The organism is uncultured Clostridium sp., from assembly GCF_934754915.1.
GTDB lineage: Bacteria > Bacillota > Clostridia > Clostridiales > Clostridiaceae > Clostridium.
This window is the reverse complement of the sequence record NZ_CAKVKB010000035.1, coordinates 12,867-31,356: the sequence shown is the minus strand read 5'-3', so window position 1 is coordinate 31,356 and position 18,490 is coordinate 12,867. Positions and strand designations below refer to the sequence as shown.

Annotated in this window: 12 protein-coding genes; all 12 read right to left on the bottom strand. The window is 27.1% G+C overall.

Going from position 1 to position 18,490, the window contains the following annotated elements; translation table 11 throughout:
* Window positions 1-299: 299 nt before the first annotated feature.
* The 12 genes from Q0F58_RS07780 to Q0F58_RS07725 all read right to left on the bottom strand — a co-directional run bounded on the left by Q0F58_RS07780 (window position 300) and on the right by Q0F58_RS07725 (window position 18,383).
* Window positions 300-1,133, bottom strand: a complete 834-nt coding sequence (locus Q0F58_RS07780; protein WP_294374638.1) for a prephenate dehydrogenase — start codon at window positions 1,131-1,133, stop codon at window positions 300-302.
* Between the two features lie 548 nt (window positions 1,134-1,681).
* Window positions 1,682-2,200 carry a GNAT family N-acetyltransferase gene (locus Q0F58_RS07775; RefSeq protein WP_294374635.1) on the bottom strand — a complete coding sequence of 173 codons (519 nt, stop codon included), beginning with the start codon at window positions 2,198-2,200 and terminating at the stop codon, window positions 1,682-1,684.
* 11 nt (window positions 2,201-2,211) lie between these two features.
* Window positions 2,212-4,404 (bottom strand): ATP-binding protein, encoded by a 2,193-nt coding sequence (locus tag Q0F58_RS07770; RefSeq protein ID WP_294374633.1) that lies wholly within the window; start codon window positions 4,402-4,404, stop codon window positions 2,212-2,214.
* 346 nt (window positions 4,405-4,750) lie between these two features.
* The gene (locus tag Q0F58_RS07765) at window positions 4,751-8,401 is read right to left on the bottom strand and encodes an MFS transporter (RefSeq protein WP_294374631.1); all 3,651 of its coding nucleotides are present in this window, start codon (window positions 8,399-8,401) and stop codon (window positions 4,751-4,753) included.
* Window positions 8,402-8,432: 31 nt separating this feature from the next.
* Window positions 8,433-11,231, bottom strand: coding sequence for a HAMP domain-containing protein (locus tag Q0F58_RS07760; RefSeq protein ID WP_294374629.1), 2,799 nt, complete (start codon window positions 11,229-11,231; stop codon window positions 8,433-8,435).
* A 30-nt stretch (window positions 11,232-11,261) separates the two neighbouring features.
* Entirely contained in the window at window positions 11,262-12,161 is a 900-nt protein-coding gene (locus Q0F58_RS07755; RefSeq protein ID WP_294374628.1) for a DUF2156 domain-containing protein, read from the bottom strand.
* Between the two features lie 56 nt (window positions 12,162-12,217).
* On the bottom strand, window positions 12,218-12,604 hold the full coding sequence (locus Q0F58_RS07750) for a DUF4280 domain-containing protein (RefSeq protein WP_294374626.1): 387 nt from the start codon (window positions 12,602-12,604) through the stop codon (window positions 12,218-12,220).
* Window positions 12,605-12,615: 11 nt separating this feature from the next.
* On the bottom strand, window positions 12,616-13,356 hold the full coding sequence (locus tag Q0F58_RS07745) for a hypothetical protein (protein ID WP_294374625.1): 741 nt from the start codon (window positions 13,354-13,356) through the stop codon (window positions 12,616-12,618).
* 28 nt (window positions 13,357-13,384) lie between these two features.
* On the bottom strand, window positions 13,385-13,957 hold the full coding sequence (locus Q0F58_RS07740) for a DUF4255 domain-containing protein (RefSeq protein ID WP_294374622.1): 573 nt from the start codon (window positions 13,955-13,957) through the stop codon (window positions 13,385-13,387).
* A gap of 16 nt (window positions 13,958-13,973) precedes the next feature.
* Window positions 13,974-15,725 carry a hypothetical protein gene (locus tag Q0F58_RS07735; RefSeq protein WP_294374619.1) on the bottom strand — a complete coding sequence of 584 codons (1,752 nt, stop codon included), beginning with the start codon at window positions 15,723-15,725 and terminating at the stop codon, window positions 13,974-13,976.
* A 40-nt stretch (window positions 15,726-15,765) separates the two neighbouring features.
* The gene (locus tag Q0F58_RS07730; protein ID WP_294374616.1) at window positions 15,766-16,617 is read right to left on the bottom strand and encodes a hypothetical protein; all 852 of its coding nucleotides are present in this window, start codon (window positions 16,615-16,617) and stop codon (window positions 15,766-15,768) included.
* 14 nt (window positions 16,618-16,631) lie between these two features.
* A complete protein-coding gene (locus Q0F58_RS07725; RefSeq protein WP_294374613.1) occupies window positions 16,632-18,383 on the bottom strand; it encodes a hypothetical protein in 1,752 nt (583 codons plus the stop codon).
* Window positions 18,384-18,490 lie beyond the last annotated feature (107 nt).

Here is an 18,490-nt window from a genome sequence, read left to right as displayed (position 1 = left end):
TTTAAAAACTCTGTTTTTGTTATTTACAACACAATATAAAACAAAAAACTGTTGCTGCAAATAGCTTGACCATAAAAAATAGTAAACATTAATTTTGCAGAACAGTTTTAATGTATTTTCTAAATAATAAAATTAAATTATTTTGAACTAAACCTTTTAAATATTCTCTATATATTGCAATTGACAGCGAAATCTTTTCAATGTTTCTTTGATATTTTTATACTTTGTTATATAAGTTTTAGATATAATTTTAATATTGCAACATATATCATTGATAAAAAGAATATATTTTTTTAAATTTATAGTTTTTCTCTTCTTTCAGTAGATTTAATGAATAATTTCTTTAAAGTTTCCTTATCATCATCTCTTATAGCATCTTTAATCTTATCCAGTTCTACCTCAAAATTTTCTATAGATTTTAACAGATTTTCTTTATTTCCAAGAAATAACTCACTCCATAAGTCTTCATTTATATTTGCTATTCTTGTTAAATCTCTATAACTATCTCCTATAAAACTTCCTGTTTCTCTTCCTTCTATGTCACTATTAACAAGTGCAACTGCAAGAGTATGTGGAAGCTGACTTGTATATCCTATCATTTCATCATGATATTCTGGAGTTATTCTTCTAACCCTCTTAAATCCTAATTTATATACCAAATTTTCTATTAAATCAAGATTTTCAGGTTTATTTCTATCAACTGGAGTTATGATGTAATTTGCACCTTTAAATACATCAGCACTTGCAAAATCTATGCCTTTCTTTTCTCTTCCAGCCATAGGATGTCCAAAAACAAAATCTATATTTGGAGGCAGTATATTAACTACGTCTTCTATAAATAGCTTTTTAATTCCTGTAGCATCAGTTATAACTGCACCATCCTTAAAATTGTTCTTATTATCCAATATGAATTTTTTTACAAGTCTAGGATATAAAGAAATTATTATCAGATCTGCATCTTTTATAATCTCATCACCACTTGTAAAACCTTCCTTTATTAATCCTTGTTTTTTTGCTTTTTCTAATGACTCTTCATTTATATCAATACCATACACTTCATCAAATCCTGCTCTTTTTAATGCCATGGTAAATGATCCCCCAATTACCCCTAAACCTACTACTACTATTTTCATTGTTTTACACGCACCCCTTTTTAATTGACAACATAAATAATTATATAAACTATTTCATTACATATATTCTAATTAGCAATTCATGCTTCAATAGGTGTATCTAAAGTATATAATTCCTTTAATCTGTTCATAAATGTATGTACGATGAAATTATTTGTTATTTGGGAAAAATATACATGTTTCAATAATAAAACTACATAATAATTAAAGAAATCTTGAAAAAACTTCATCCTTAATTTTCCACTGTACATTGTTAATTAGAATCTATATAGTCTAAAATTCTATAAAATTATTATTGTCAAATGCTTCAAATTTCTTTATATCTTAATTTTGTTGATTCTAAAAAATTAAATTTTATCTTTACCAATTCAAACTTATTTAACTATGTTTCATCTTATAATAATAAACCATTTGTATAAATCTTTCAATTGTCAAAAATTCAAAACTTATTTGTATCTTTATTACTAATCAAATAATAGGCTGCTCATTATTTTAAGGGAAAATTAAACTTGTTAACACATATTAACATTAATGATAAAACATTTTTGTTATTTCTTAATCCAGTATTCAACTAAATTAAGAGTTCTTCCAGAACAGCTTTTTAATGAATATTCCTTTTCTATTTTTCCATTGAAATATTCTGGTAGTTTTCTGCTGAATATATTATCTTTATCTACTGGATATCTCATATATGAAAATTTATAATTATCATCAATCCATTTAATTACTGATTCCATAGCCTCTTTTCCATATCCACAATGTTGACTTTCTTTATTAATCCATATTCCTATCTCAGGTGCATTTTCTTTGAGATAATATATTCCTATATATCCTATAAATTTCTTAGTAATTTTATCATTTATAATTAAATGTAGGTCTGTTTCTTCTTTCATTTCCTTTATACATAGTTCAATAAAATCTCTAAGTTTTTCTTCATTCCCTGCTGGAAACAAGTCCATATAATATTCTGCATCTTTATCATAATTTTCATATAGAACCTGAAAATCATCTATATTCATAGGTCTTTCTTCAAGCCTTTTTGTATATATAACTGTATTATCTAACATCTTTATCACCTTTACTCTTCAAAATATGGTCCCAAATCTTCTTTAAGCAGAATTTTATTAACTTTCAGATATTCAGTCCTTATAGCATTTATTATATGTTTCATACTTATTCCCTCATTATTTGATGCTGCTAAAAAAGCACTATGAAGGGCTATATTCTTTATGTTGCTTCCTGAAAGTTGAAATTTAGAAGCAAGAAAATCAAAATCTATTGCTCTTTCCACAGGAATTGTATCTGGAAATGACTTCTGCCATATTTCCTTTCTCTCACTAACCTCTGGCATTGAAAATCTTATTATGAATGATATTCTTCTTATAAATGCTTCATCAATATTCTGTATGTAATTTGTAGCCAATATGCTTATTCCTTCATATTCCTCTATTTTTTGAAGAAGATATGCTGCATCCATATTAGCATGCCTGTCATGAGAATCCTTTACTTCTGTTCTTTTTCCAAATATAGTATCTGCTTCATCAAAGAAAAGAAGAGAATTACTCTTTTTTGCTTCATCAAAAAGCTTTTTTAGGTTTTTCTCAGTTTCGCCTATGTATTTACTTGTTATCTGTGATAAGTCAACTTTATACATATTTATATTTAAAGCATGTGCCACAACCTGTGCTGCCATGGTTTTACCTGTTCCTGGAGAACCTGTAAACAGTACACACACACCATTTCCATATGCCCTTTTCTTATTGAATCCCCATTCTTCATATACAATATTTTTATATTGTATATGATTGCAAGCCTGTCTTAATATATCTTTCTGTTCCTTCTTTAAGACCAGATCATCCCACTTATATATAGGCTTAATGAGTTTTGCCAGATTTGAAAGCTTGTTGAATGCAAGGTCATTAAAGGTTTCATATACATTTTCTTCACTTATATCATCAGACTGATTTATACCTGAAATATTTTTCAAATGCTCTACTGCCTGTTTTATCTGTCCAGGAGTAAAAGAAAACTTATTCAAAAGTACTCTTATATCAGCATCTGTTGTTAATCCTTTTTCTGCCATGCAGTTTTCTAAATAAGTCTTTCTTATGCTTAATGGAGGATTTTCTATATCAATCATTATTATATCAAAATAATCAGCATAGCTCATTTCATAAATTTCTTCTTCTGAAGTTATAAATATCAAATCTGTTATATTTTTAATATCCATAAGAAGAGAATATATCATCCATGAAGATTCTTTTTCTAATTGATAGAACTTGTGGAGTCCATTTAAACATGGTATGGCATTTTCAGCAAGACACACTCTTAATATGTCTTTTTTCAATTCTTCCATTTCTTCTTTTTGATTTATAAATATAGATACATCAATAAATAATACATTTCTATTTAATTCCTTTAAAGCATGACGTATATAAAATCTTTTTCCAGCTCCTTCAGGGCCTTTTAAGAATACTATCTTAGCCTTTTCATATATTCTATAACAAATATATTTTTCTGCTTCTGATGATATTTTAACTATATTCTCCTTTATATCTTGATTAAATTCCAATTCACTCAATTTATCTTCATATTTGAATAAATCAAAATAATAAGGAATTTTATATCTTACATTTTCAGATTTAATAAGTACTTTTTGAAATTTTTCATTAAGTCTTAACGGCTGGACAATATCATTCTTTTCCTGAAATAACATATCATTCTTATCTTCAAATATGTATTCCTTTATATTTTTAAGTTCTGACATATATGGAACTATTTCATTATAAACCTCATTTGATATGCTGCACAATTTTATTGCAATATACGCATTAGGATAATTCATTGCTTTATCTTCATTTATATATGCAAAAATACTCCTATATTTCTTATTTATTTCATAAGCTAATGACATCATAAGACATGTCTTTAAAAATTGGCTCATGTTGAAAGTTTTTTCTATCTGAATCACTGTGAGTTCACGTTTAGCAAATTGTGATGCTTCCTCTCTATCTTTTATATATTCATCTAAAAATTCTAAAATTCGAATTCTCTCTTTTTTCTCCTGACTTAATAATTTTATTTCTTCATATCTCATAATAAAATCATTTATGAAATCATCCTCTTCAGCCATCTTTTCTTTTTCATCTAACAGAAGATCATATATCTTCATATCCAGCAGTTTTATCCTGTCACCAATATGCTCATTATCATTTTCATATGCTTTATATCTTAAATTGGGTGGAAACAGCTTTTCATAATATTCAAACATAATAACATTCTCCTTATATCAAAGTTTATGTATTCCAATTAACAATTTACAATCAATGCCCTTTGTGTATAGAAGACAATTTTACTATAGACTCTTAATTAGCATAATATATTATAATTTACAATGGACATTTGACAATGAATCATGAAATCTTTTAAAGATTTCTTTGGTACTTTTATATGTGTTAAATTAATTTCAGATGCAATTTTAATTCTTCACTATATAATAGATGCAATTATAATAACCAGACTGCATTGTTAATTACATCATATAAAATTGATGCTGCCACATCAAAAGCAAATATTTATATTGTACATGCTTTCAATGCAACAGCTCAATAATCATCTTATTCTTCAATACTCCTTGTTTCTTTAACTGCTCTTTTCTTCTTGAAACTTATTGTGCTCATTGCAAACAATAATACAAGTATTAATGATATTCCACCATAAATGCTCATTCCAAATGAAATGTTATATGACAGAATCAAAGCAAATATAGTAGGTCCTACTATTGTTCCCAAGTTTTCAAAAACAGAAAATACAGCAAGGGCTTTTCCTTCTCCTAATAATTTAGATGCTTCCATTTCCAAGAAATAATTTACTCTGGCTGATTGTCCAACAGCTTCTGATACCCCTAAAAAGAATATTGTTATAAATGCCATAACCATTGTAGGACTGAATGAAAATAACATTATTCCTCCAAAAGCTATAAGACTTGATAATATTACTGTCTTTTTAGGTTTTAAATACTTTATTGCCACCTTAGTCAATTGAGGTCCTAAATAAATTACAGTAATACCTTGAAGCATGTATCCAAGACCAGCAGTTGTACTTGAAATTCCCTGTCTTTCTGAATATATTGGGAAAAAGTGAACTACAAAGAATGAAACTATTATTATTGGAAGAAGTATCAATACTGCATAATTCAATATTTCAAAACTAAACAATGTCCTGAATAATTCCTTTTTATCCATTGATTCCTCAACCGTATTTTCTGAATTTTTAAAGTTAGGCATTGTCCTCAATACAATAAGAAATACTAATACTCCAATGCTGATTGCTACAAAAAATGCATATGAAAATCCTAACTTTTCATAGAGCATAGTTCCAAATAAAACTCCACAGTTAGCTCCTGCATAAGAACCAGAATTAAAATCTGCCAATATTTCATTGGTATCAAAATCTTGACCTAGATTCTTAACATAAAATATAAAACTCTGGCATGCAATTGATGAAAGACCTAATCCAAAACCAATCAATGATGAACTTAAAATAAACAATGCAGGAATAGTTACAAATGCACTTACAAAACATCCCCCTATCATAACTATAATTCCTGAAAAAAATACTGGTCTCCATCCTATTTTATCTGCAATTGCGCCTCCTACTCCTGATGCTATAACCAAACATATCATCTGACCTGTAAGTGGAAAACCTGTTGCTATATCTTTTGATATATTAAAGAATTGATTGTTCTGCAGTAATTTTTCCATTACTATAGGTATAAAAAATATTGGTATATTTAATATTGAATATATTAAAAAGCTTACAAATCTTACTATTTTTACATTATATTTTAACTTCTGTTCCTTATTTTCATCAAATAGTATTCCCATAAATATATTTAATTCTATAAATAAAAATACTAATACAGCTATAATTGACACTATATTTATTATTACATCTTTAACTAAGTTCTCACTTTGCATAGAATAATAATTTCCATCAGTACCTATTTCTAAAACTGCAACAATATTTCCTTCTGAGTCTTTAACAGGGCTGAATCCTGATGACCATTTACCCTGATAATCAGATGTTTCATTATATTCAACCATTCCATGATCAAAAACACGCCAAAATACATATTTAGAATCATTAGTTGCAAATGTAAGTGGAAGAAACAATACATCTGTTCCATCGCTATAAGCTATTGCTACAATTTTATCATCAACACTTTTATATATAGCAGAATAATAATTTACATTCCATTCATCACTGAAATTATTAAATCCCTCCTGTATTTCATTTTTTATTTCTATAAAATCTTCACTATCATATTGATTTACATTGTTTATTCTATTTACAATATCTCCATTAATATTTTCTGATTGAAGGTATGATATTATCTTTAAATTATTTTTTAGCTGGCTTTTAAATATATCCTCATAATTATTTACAAAATATATGCTTATCCCTACCGATATAATTAATAGCCCACAAACTAATTCTATACATTCTTTAAATATTGGTTTTATAAGTTTATTTATTTGTGTTTCAGACAGCCTTATACTCAATAAATTTATGGATACTATAAATACCAATGCAACTGATATTATAAAAATGATTTTGCAATAAAATATGCTATTTGAAAAATTAATTGAGTTAAAATATTTTTCTACATTTCCAGATAAATCACAGCTTATAGCATATGTATGTTCACTTGTTACTATCTTATCCTTATTTACTGAAAATATATAGTAACCATGATCCAATCTAGGATCTGTATTGATATTAATTCCCTGCTTTTTTAAAATATCAAAATCTAAAATCTGTTCTAATTGTCCATCTTCATTTATTTTAGATATACTTCTATCTCCCAAATTTATGCAATACAATATTCCATTGCTATCTGTTTCTATTTGTGATGGAACAAACTCCATACTATTCTCTGAAGATATTATCAATTTTTTATTATTATCTTTATCAACGGTAAAAATCTGTCCATTTTTCGTTGAAACAGCTATAGATTCGTTTTCTTCCTTTAAGGCTATATCTATAATATTAGAAAAATCACATTGTATATCAACAGTAAATTCCTTTTTTAATTCATCACTTATAAAGTTATAAGATAAAATAGATATATTATCATTTTCTTTTTCAAAAAAATATAACTTATCATTTCTTATCTGAAATGATACTATATTCCCTTTCATCAAAGGTTTATTTTCATCTGTATATTCTTTACTGTATACTACCTTTTTAAATTTTCCGTTAGAATCATATTTTAATATCTGCTCTTTTTCTACACAAGTTCCATTTTCGTCCATGACATTATTCAATACATATAAATTCTCTTTATTATCTGCTATAAGATTAACGGAATAAAAAAATCTCCCTTCACCAACACTATTACCTATAAGTTCATATTCATATTTATTATTTTTATTGATTTTTATTATTCTTGTATTTCCAGAATCAGATACATACATATTCCCTTCTGAATCTGATGCTATGTTTGATATTTCTGTAAATTCAAAATTATTAGACTCTATCTTTTCTTTATTTCCACCTAAAGCAAAAAAATATATACTGCAGCTTAATATAGAAATAATTAAAATAATAAATAAAATTTTTAAGTATAAATTTTTCTTACCAAACTTTTGGCTATATATATTTAAAAATTTAAATATACCATATACCACCAAAAATATACTTACACAGATTATTATAATAAAACTTTTACTATTAATATCATTCATTAAATTTAATGAATTTAATACAACTTCTGCAAAACCTATTATTGTAGTTCCATCCGCTGACATAATTGGTGCGAACCCAATAAACTTTTTATCAATTTCATAACAAACAATATTATCTTCATCTAAAATGTCATCAGAATATAATGAAATATAATCTTCTTGATCTAAAAAGTCTGCTGATTTCAAAATTAGTTCCTTATTTCCATTTTCTATACTATATATTCCATATTCTATAGATTCATTATCAGATGATATTTGTCCAGAATTTATTTTATTAACCATGTTTTCAATTTCTGACAAATCTGCTTTAGCCAAATTTCCTGAATCTTTTACTGCTTCTTTTACTGAATAGCTTATAAGCTGGGCATACTGTTTACCCATATCACTTTTACTATTTTCAAACCTCTTATTAAACCCATTAACCATTACATTAACTACTACTATAGTACTTATTATTATTGCTGTAACTAGAAATACTATCTTTATTATATTCTTTTTAATAAAATTTTTATCTTCCATATTGCTACCTCAATTTAAAAATGTAATTTCCTTAAAATAATTCAAGGTATGTGCCAACACTTACATAATCACTATTTTTATAATATTTATCACATAATTGTAAATATTCTTTCGATACTTTATCTTCTTGAAATACTTTTAGAACTTCTATAAAAATCTTTCTCGCCATATAAAAATCTTTTTTATAATAAGCTTTAACACCCTTTTCAAAAAGCTCTTTAGTCTGTTTCTTTAATTTTACTATTTCATAGTCATCACCATCAAAAAAATCATATAGCCTTACTTCTTGGTTTTTGCTTTTATACTTGATATAGCCTATTTCTCTATAATTATAGGAAACTAAATCAGATTTTATATTCGCAATTGAATTTTCTGTAACTAAAATACTTATTCCATATTTATCCCCAAATTGATTTAACCCTTCAACAATTGTTAAATAATCAGATACTACAGAAGCCCCAAATCTTTCTTCACATCCTACAATTCCCAGCATCATCTCCTCCTTATTTATTACAAATCCAATATTTATTTTATTTAACACATTATCTTCATGTACTCTGATCGTTTCTTTAATTGTTATCGCTGATTTAATAGCATTAATAACATTTCTAGGATATAATGCTATTAATCCTGAATTGTTATACCTTTCAACAACTCCACCTGCATTGCTTAATAGTGGTACAATTATACTGAATATTTTATTTATGAATAAAAATATTTCTCCAGTATTCATATGTTTAGATAATTCCTTAAAATTATTTGTAGTCAAAGATAATAATGCAATATTGGTTTTTACTTGATCTCCTATCTTTACATCTAATATGTCTTTCTTATTTAATATCTCAAACATTTTTAATGGAACAAATCTATGATACGCATCATTCAATTTAATAAGATTATCCATATCAATTTTTAAATTATTAGACATCTTATTAAATGCTTCCGATATCTCTGCAACTTCATCTCTACTACTTACAGCCACTTGTACTCCCAAATTTCCCTGCATTAAATCCATTACTCCAATTTTTAACTTCTTTAATGGCCAAAGTAAATAATTTATACATATTATCAAACTTAATATCATAAATACTCCACTTAAAATATTTACAATGAGAATCTCTTGTACATTTTCTGATACCATACTGCTTAAAAAACCTTGTTTCGTTATTCCAACTTCAATAAGTGCTACTACATTTCCATCACTATCTTCTATAGGTGATATAAGAGCCAGCCATTCTCCTGCTGAATCTTTTAATTCAGTATATACAAATTCTTTTTCTAACAGTGATTTTTCATATGCTTTACAATCTTCATTTGAGTATATATACCGTATTGGAATATTAACAAAATTAAAATCACAGATTCCTGTATAAATTTCATCATCTTTTACTATATAAAGTAAATTATATATGGAATTATGAGGATCTTTTATATCTGCTTTTTTTATATAGTTATAAATTATTTCATCTTTTCTTCCTAATTCTAATTTAGCGTTCAATTCACTATAAAATTCATCATTATATGGATAATCCCAATTCATAGCTTTTAATACATCACCATCAATACTATCTGCCTTGTCTTTACTTATAGCGAAAATTTGTTCTATCAACTGCTGATTTACTACTTTAGTTATTTTCCTTTCTGATAGAACTGCAATTATTAATACACTCACAATTATTATTGGAATAAAAACTATTGTTTGCTTTAAACTTATTGTTAACTTATTCTTATTAAATATTTTTAAAGCTTTCCTTATTAAACTTAATATTACAATTACAGCTATAAATACACATAATACTGCTACTATTCTAAATAAAATAATTTTATATGAATACTTTAAATTATTAAAATTCTTCACTTCTCCTTTATCATAAATTGTCACAAAGTTTTCAGATTTATTTGAATCTAGTGAACGTGTTCCATAAAACTTATCTTTTGATATGAATTTTATTTTTTTCAATTCAGAATAATCAAGTCCTTTATGTTTCAACTTTTTATTATCATAGATTCTTTTAATATCTTTTGTATATATATCAATACAGTTTATATTATCATCAGAAATTTCTTGAAAGTATATATTATTGTTTGAATCATATGAAAAACCTGAAATTCCTTTGCTTTCCTCATTATCAATTGGATATAATTTTTCATATATATTCTTATCAGATACTTTATAAATTTCTGAATCATAAGTTGTAAAAACAATAGAGTTATCTCTAGTATATACAAGATTATTAATTCCCACCGAAGAATCATATCCAATTGTATTTATCAATTCAGATTCTGGCAATTTTTCATCTTGATTTGAATTCAAATTGATTTTTTTTACATCAACAAGTTGATTAGTATCGTCTTCTTTAGATGACATTTGAAAATAGTACACATTTCCATCATAATAATTCATTGAATAAATAGTCTGTTCTACCCCTAAATCAATTCTGTCATCTAAAATAATTCTCTTTTCTTTTCCATCTTGCGAATAAAGATACATTTGTTCTGTAACTTTTTTATATGTATTCGAATCATATTTGTATAAGTACATTATTACATTTCCTTCATCAGTAACAATTATGGAATTTAAAGAATTTACGATATTATTTTCTGATTTAGGCATACTGTTAATCCATAATATATTTTTGTCAGGACTAACTTTTTTTAAGTAAATATTCTTTTCATCATAAGATAATAAATATATGTTTCCATATTTATCCACAGAATTACCCATAATATAATCATTGTTTTTTGGTCGCAATATAAAAAACATACTTATAAATACAAATACTACTAACATTAGTAGAAAGAATATTCTTGCTCTTCTTTTTTTCTCCATTATGCCTTCTCACCAACTTCTTAACTTATTTTATTGTTTTATATTAACTATATACTTTTTTTCTAATTTAACTGGTCTATATTCCATTTTAGCTTCTCTCAATCCTTTTAATCCCAAATCTTCTTCTTTATCAATAAATTGTGCTTCATTCAAGAATTCTTTAGCAAAAATTCTATTTATATATGCATATGCTCCTACTATCTCTCTATCACATTTTTCAATATGTACTACTGACATTCTATCATTTATTTTTTCTCCAATAGCAAATCCTACTAATCCATCTCCATTAAATGCTGCCATACACTTTATACCAAGATATTCTTTATTGTTTAATAAATCTGATATTCCTTCCAATTCATAATACATCTCTTCAGTTTTTTCAATACGTTCTTCATACCACATTTTTGCTAAATTTTCACATTCTTTTTCTACTTCTTTATTATCAATGGATTTAAAATAACATTTTTCTTGCTTTTTCACAAATGAATTGAATTTATTTCTTCTCTTCATATATTTTGAGCCAGGTAAATCAATTAAATCTTTTGTATTATATATATAATCAAAATTATCCACATCTTCAACATACTCAACCCTGTCCCCAAATAAACTTATAAGTTTATCAAGAAAAGGCTTTTCAACATTTCTGAATAAATAATTCATATTTTCTTCTCTTTTTATACAATTCAATTCTTCTACTATAGATTTTAAGTTTTCATCTCTGTAACCAATAGGTTCCATAAAATACCTTCCAAAAACACTATGATGTTTTCTTACAACCAAATAATCTTCATTTTCTGCAAACTCAATCTTCAAATATTTTCTCCACAAATATAAAGTAGTAAATGAGTATTCATAAGTATAAAACTTATAATCCCCTAAGTATCTCAAAAACAAATCTCTATCCTTCAATTCTATTTTTTTAAATTCCATAATTCCTCCAAAAGTCCAGCTTTGAACCAATTCACATTTCTATTTTTTTATATTTATTAAGGTATCTGTATTGTCATTTGACCTGGATTAGAAATTTGAATTACTCCCCCCCATGCACATATAAGTTTAGACGTGTTATTTAATGCTGGGAAATTATCTATTAAAACTGTTGGAGATCCCGGTGCCCATGGTGCCGTAATCACTGGAACACAAGGCATTGGAGTCAATACTCCTAGTGCAGCAGCAGTCGCTGACGCTACTGATGGATTTGCAAGTGATGAACACATACCAAATGGAAGTATATTCACCATCGGTTTGTTATCCATAATATTTGCAATTGGCTGCGTTGTAACAACTTTATTCTGTGGAAGCACTACTAAAGCTGATGGTGCCATTCCAAATGGACATGTAAGAACTGCTCCTCCACATACACACATTCCCATATAATCACTTCCTAAATTTCAATCTTATTTATAATTCCATATGTCAAATTAATTTTTTCTTTTTTATGTTCATTTATTTTTATCACTATGTCATTATTCTCATCTGTAAAATTTTTTAATGGAAAGAATACTTTTCCATCATCGAATACATCTATATAATCAACTTTTAAAATTTCACAACTTTCTTTTTCATAAGATTTTTTCAACGCCTTGTCCAATATGTATATATCATTTTTTTCATCATAACTGATGATAGTAAATTCTTCTCTTTTTGTATTTTTAGATTTTTCTCCAATAATAAAGGTCTTGCCTTCCAAATCTATACTTAATGGATTATAGATTTTTAATTTAGATTCCCCTTTCTCATTATCTTTAAAAAGCATAAATAAATTAGCCGCACATCTATAAACTATTTCTATTTTTGTACCTGGCTCAGCTGTTCCTTCTATACATGTTGTTTCTTTAGGAAAATTATATATGTTATTTGGTTTTAATCTCACTTTTACAACAGGATTAAGTTTATTTAATTTATTTATATCAATTTCCATCTTTCTAGAGTTATATGAATAAGCAGAAACTGTTACAACCACTCTTTCACACATTATGTTTGTAAAAACAAAAAATCCATCCACTTTTTTTAATGGCTTATTCAATGTATCTCCATCAATCTTCATATTTACAGGCTTGTCAATTATAACTTTATCAGTAAAATCATCTATTGGAACTAAAACTAATGAAACTCTGTTTTTCAAAGGCACACCTCAACTTTACTATGTAATTCTATTTTTCTTTTACTTCAGAAATAACATCAACAACTCTCTGAACTGTACGTTCTCTTGTAGATTCAAGTTCTACTGGTGATACACTAAAACATACAGAAAGCCTATAAGGTACATTAGATGCATTCCATATTTTGCTTTTTTCTTCAAGATTCAAATTCAATATCTGTATTTTTGCCTCTGGCATCAAAAGATCTGAGGAATGAAGCAGTTCCTCAATATTTATTGTAGAATTGTCATTAAGAACCTGAATTACTCTTCCAAGTATTCTCTGATCATCCATATATTTAAATTTGATTTCTGTATTGGAATATGCAGTAATCATAAAGTACAAAGTTAAATATGTAGGAGGAAACTTCTGTCTTCCCATAGTCCTGTTTATCATGGTTGTACTTCGTATTTCTTCACTTTCCTTTATATCATATAAGTATATGCCAAGTATCAAATCTCCCTTTTCACTTGGAGTGCATACTCCTATAAATTCTTCATTCAATATTGGTTCTGGAGTCATATTTTTTTTAAGTAGACTGCATATATAATTACTTATATCAGCTATTATGGTATATTTATTCATTTAATATCATCTCACTTTATTGATTTTTTGCAGTTTCTTCAGCAGCTGCCTGACCTTGAGAAGATTCTTGACTTTTCTGTGAAGATTCCTGACCCTGTTGTGACAAAGATTCCTTATTTGGCTCTGATGAAGATTTCACCTCTTCTTTTGGCTGCTCCTGTGTTTGTTCTGCTGAAGACTGTTCTTTTTCTTGAGATGTATTTTCTTCTTTTTTTATTTCTCCATTAGTAAACATTCCTTCATGAACTATCTCTCCAGTCGATATATCATATAATTTTCCATTTCCATTATATTGTCCAGATGTAAATTCACCTTCATATAATAATCCTCCATTGGTGCCATCATACAACTTTCCATTTCCATCATATAATCCATCTATAAATTCACCTTTATAGATTTTCACCCCATTTTCATTATATAAAATACCTTCACCTTCATATTTGCTTAAAGCAAAATCTCCATTGTATATTAATTTTTTTGTATCCTTATCATATAGCTTTCCTTTTCCGCTATATTCCCCTTCACTAAATTCTCCTGTATAAACTAGTTTGCCATGATCATACCATTTTCCTTTTCCATTATATTCTCCTTCAGAAAATTCTCCTTCATAAAGAAGTACTTCTTCCTGTTGTTCATTTATTTCATATCTTTTCCCTTTTCCATCATACAAATCATTTGCAAACTCTCCTTCGTAAATTTTCTGTCCACCTTCATCGTATAAAATTCCTTCTCCTTCAAATTTACCCTTTGCAAATTCTCCTTCATATATTATAACATCTTTTTCTTCATAATTTTCCATTTCTTCCTCATATTCGTAATTTTTTTCTTTATATAAGGTTCCTTTTCCTTCAAACATGTCATCAACATATTCACCATCATATTTTAAACTGCCATCTTCAAAATATTCTTTTCCTTTTCCGCCCTTCAATCCGTCTATAAATTCTCCTTCATATCTTAAGACTTCATTATCATAATACAGCTTTCCTTTTCCATTCATTAATTCTCCAGATTTAAATTCACCTTCAAATAATTTTTCTCTTCCTTTATATAGAGTTCCTATGCCATCATAAAGATCCTTAGCAAATGCTCCATCATATATTAGATTTCCATTTAAATCATATGCCTTTCCATTTCCATCTCTAAGACCTTCTTTAAACTCTCCTTCATAAGCCTTGATAGTATTTTCATAATAAAGTTTTCCTTCTCCATTGTATAAATTATGCTCAAATGTTCCCTTATACTTAAGATTTCCATTTTTGTAATATAGCTCTCCATTTCCACAGAATTCTTCTAGTAAAAATTCCCCTACATAAATAGGATCTCCATCTTCATCATATAATTTTCCTTTTCCAGTAATCCTTCCATCTTCCATTTCCCCTTCATATATAATTACGCCACCTTCCTTATTCAGGATTTTTGCTCTCTTTCCTTTATATTCGAACATCTCTTGGGAATTTATCACAAAAGTAGGTTCTGTTATCATAGATATTATTTTGGGTATTACAAAAGTCACTATAAAAGTGCTTAAAGCTATTATCAAAAGTATAAGAAGACAGACCAGTTTTTTAGATATATAATATTGTCCTAAAGAAACATATTCTTTTAAACTCTTTGGTTTGCGTGATATATATTTCTGTAAATATTTATTGACTCCCTGAGTTATCTTAGATGATATTGTTTTTACATTGGTAATTCTTTCAAAATTGGTGGCAATCTTTTTAAATGGCGTTATAAGCACCATTTTCAAATTTTCCAATAAAGCTTTCATAGTATAACTTGCCCTCCCTTCTTTAATACATTTGTAATTATCATTCTATTATCTGAAGAGTACCTATTGATTTTATTCTTGTAGGAACTGCTTTTTCTTTGCTGCTTGTAAACATTACTACTATATATATAACTCCTATAGATACAATTATCATTATTAATGCAGGTTTTATTTCATTGAATAATTCAATAAGCCTGCTCAAAATTCTTCGCCACCAGCTTAATTTTTTATCTTTAGGTATACTGAGGCTTTTCACAAAATTATCATAAAGAGCAGTATATTCACTATAGAGTTCCATAAAATCTTCATATTTGCCCTGTTCGCATTTCTCTACCAATTCTTTTAAACCATCAACAGTATTTTCTTCTAATTGTTCACTAAAAATATTTATAAATATTACAGCCAATTTTTTTAATATTGAATTTTTATTAATCCCATCATATTTTCCAATGCTTTTTAAAAAATAATTAAAATAAATCTTTCCACTAGAATCCAGATTTAAATTTGAAAGAGCATCATATAATATCTCATCTGGAATATTTAGTATTATACATTTTGATAGTATTTCTTTAACCAAATCCACCCTCTGCATAAGTGGAAAATCACAAACTTCATCAAACTTTAAATTTTCCTCCTCATAATATGAAAATACAATATATAAATAAGAATTTTTACTAAAACATTCTATAAAGTCAGTAAATTCCTTATTCTGCCTCAATGAGAAGAAAAAATCTATATTATTATGTATAAACTCTTTATCTTTTAATGAGATTAGTGTATATATTTTTTTCTTATCCTTTTCAGGATATCTGCATAAGTCTATTTGAAAAAATTCATCACTATATATTCTTTTTACAATAGATAATTCTCCATTAATTGATTGTATCTCCACATTATGCACCCTCTTTATCTATTTTCATCTCTTACTACTACAAAAGTAGAATTTGTAACTTCTGGATTTTCCACACTCTTTGCTATAATCTGATAGATACCTGGAATACTTGGAGCTACATATTTCCCATTCTCATCAATATTTCCGCCTTCCCTCTCCTTTATGCTCCATGTGCATTTTCTGTTTCTAAGCCCTTTTGTTATGGCTTCTAAATAAATACTTCCTCTTACATTTACCTCGCATATATCAGGTTTTATATAAATAGCAGGTTTTTCAATATCCTTTGCTTTTTCTTTTTCGTCTCTGTAAACCATCCATCTAACTTTTACACTGACTTTTTCTATATGTTCTGTTAGTTTTATTCCTATTATCATTGTTCCTTTTTCTGTATTTATTTTACAGGCTGTCTTTATCTTATTAGATTCACCAAATATATCATTACTTCCAAAAACTATTTCCTTTTCATTTTCAGTTTGGATTCCAACAACTGTATAGACATTTCCAAGACCTACACCATGCATTATTTCATTTGAATAAAATATATCACCGGCTTTATTATCATTTGTTATAGCTATTCTACATACACCAGTTGCAATTTCCATGAAGCTTTCTTCTATTTCTTTATTATGGATACCTGCATTTAAATTTAAATTCTGCTCACTTTCGTTTTTATTCTTTAAAATCTCTAATTCCTGACTTTCTATTTCTCCAATGGCCTGTTGAAGAGTAGAACTCAATACATATTGCTTAAAGGGATTATTTTGAACACTTTCGATAATATATGTATTTGCAGCCTTAACTAATGAAATTTTAGCAAGATAAATTTTTTGGTCTACCAAAGAATTTACTATGTCATCCATATTGCTTGAGAAATATTTATTTAAAATTTCATCTTTAGGATTTCTATTGATAATTTTTGTTGTTATTGTTTTTACTTCATTGATTTTTGCTTCATTAACACCGATTACCAACTTAAAATCATCAGGATTTACAGATAATATTCCATCTACATTTTTCACAGCTTTGGCTTTCACTTCATATTCAAGTTCGTATACATCACTCTTAGTTACCTTCTGTTCATCAAACTCAACCGATATTTTATCTTCTTTGTCGTATTCAAGACATTCAAGTTTAATATCATATTTTAATGAAATATCACTTAACAGACTATTTTTTTCTATCGTAACTTTAAATTTAAATGTATCAGATTCTCTTACATATTTTGATACAGTATGTTTTATGCACACTCCATTGTCATCATATATTTTCTTTGTAATACTATATAAATTCTTCACTTCTGATGGCTGAACTTCTGGTTCTCCATAGTCTAAATACAATCTGTACTTTTCTCTATATTTGTTATACTGAATTCTATTTTCTCCATTATCCACAGGATTTGTTATAGAATGAATGGGTTCCTTTTCTTCTTCATCGTATTCAAGACATAGATACACGTATCTGCTGTCATTAGGATCCTTATCTTGATCAAAACCATCAAACATTGATAATTTTTTTATGACAGGACTATCAATTAGTATTTCCCTTCCTACATAATCAAGAGCCAATCCACTTTCCACAGATATAAAGCTATCATCTACCTTTACTATATTAAGACCACATACAACGCCTATTCCATGAAGTGTTCTGTTTATTGTTCTTCTTTTGTCATTTATGTATTTTTGTTCAGCTTCAAAATCCCCTACTCCAAGAAGCTTTCCAAAAAAATATTTGTTACGCTCAAACGGAAAATATTTTAAATTTTTCATTTTTATCCCCTCCATATATTTCATAACTCCAATTGACAATGTACAATTGACAATAAAGATAAAATCTTTTCAAGATTTCTTTAATCATTATGTGATTTTATTATTTA

Coding starts and splice junctions, on each gene's coding strand:
- Q0F58_RS07780 (WP_294374638.1), bottom strand. CDS start 1,133: ATGAAAATAGTAGTAGTAGGTTTAGGGGTAATTGGGGGATCATTTACC.
- Q0F58_RS07775 (WP_294374635.1), bottom strand. CDS start 2,200: ATGTTAGATAATACAGTTATATATACAAAAAGGCTTGAAGAAAGACCT.
- Q0F58_RS07770 (WP_294374633.1), bottom strand. CDS start 4,404: ATGTTTGAATATTATGAAAAGCTGTTTCCACCCAATTTAAGATATAAA.
- Q0F58_RS07765 (WP_294374631.1), bottom strand. CDS start 8,401: ATGGAAGATAAAAATTTTATTAAAAAGAATATAATAAAGATAGTATTT.
- Q0F58_RS07760 (WP_294374629.1), bottom strand. CDS start 11,231: ATGGAGAAAAAAAGAAGAGCAAGAATATTCTTTCTACTAATGTTAGTA.
- Q0F58_RS07755 (WP_294374628.1), bottom strand. CDS start 12,161: ATGGAATTTAAAAAAATAGAATTGAAGGATAGAGATTTGTTTTTGAGA.
- Q0F58_RS07750 (WP_294374626.1), bottom strand. CDS start 12,604: ATGGGAATGTGTGTATGTGGAGGAGCAGTTCTTACATGTCCATTTGGA.
- Q0F58_RS07740 (WP_294374622.1), bottom strand. CDS start 13,957: ATGAATAAATATACCATAATAGCTGATATAAGTAATTATATATGCAGT.
- Q0F58_RS07735 (WP_294374619.1), bottom strand. CDS start 15,725: ATGAAAGCTTTATTGGAAAATTTGAAAATGGTGCTTATAACGCCATTT.
- Q0F58_RS07725 (WP_294374613.1), bottom strand. CDS start 18,383: ATGAAAAATTTAAAATATTTTCCGTTTGAGCGTAACAAATATTTTTTT.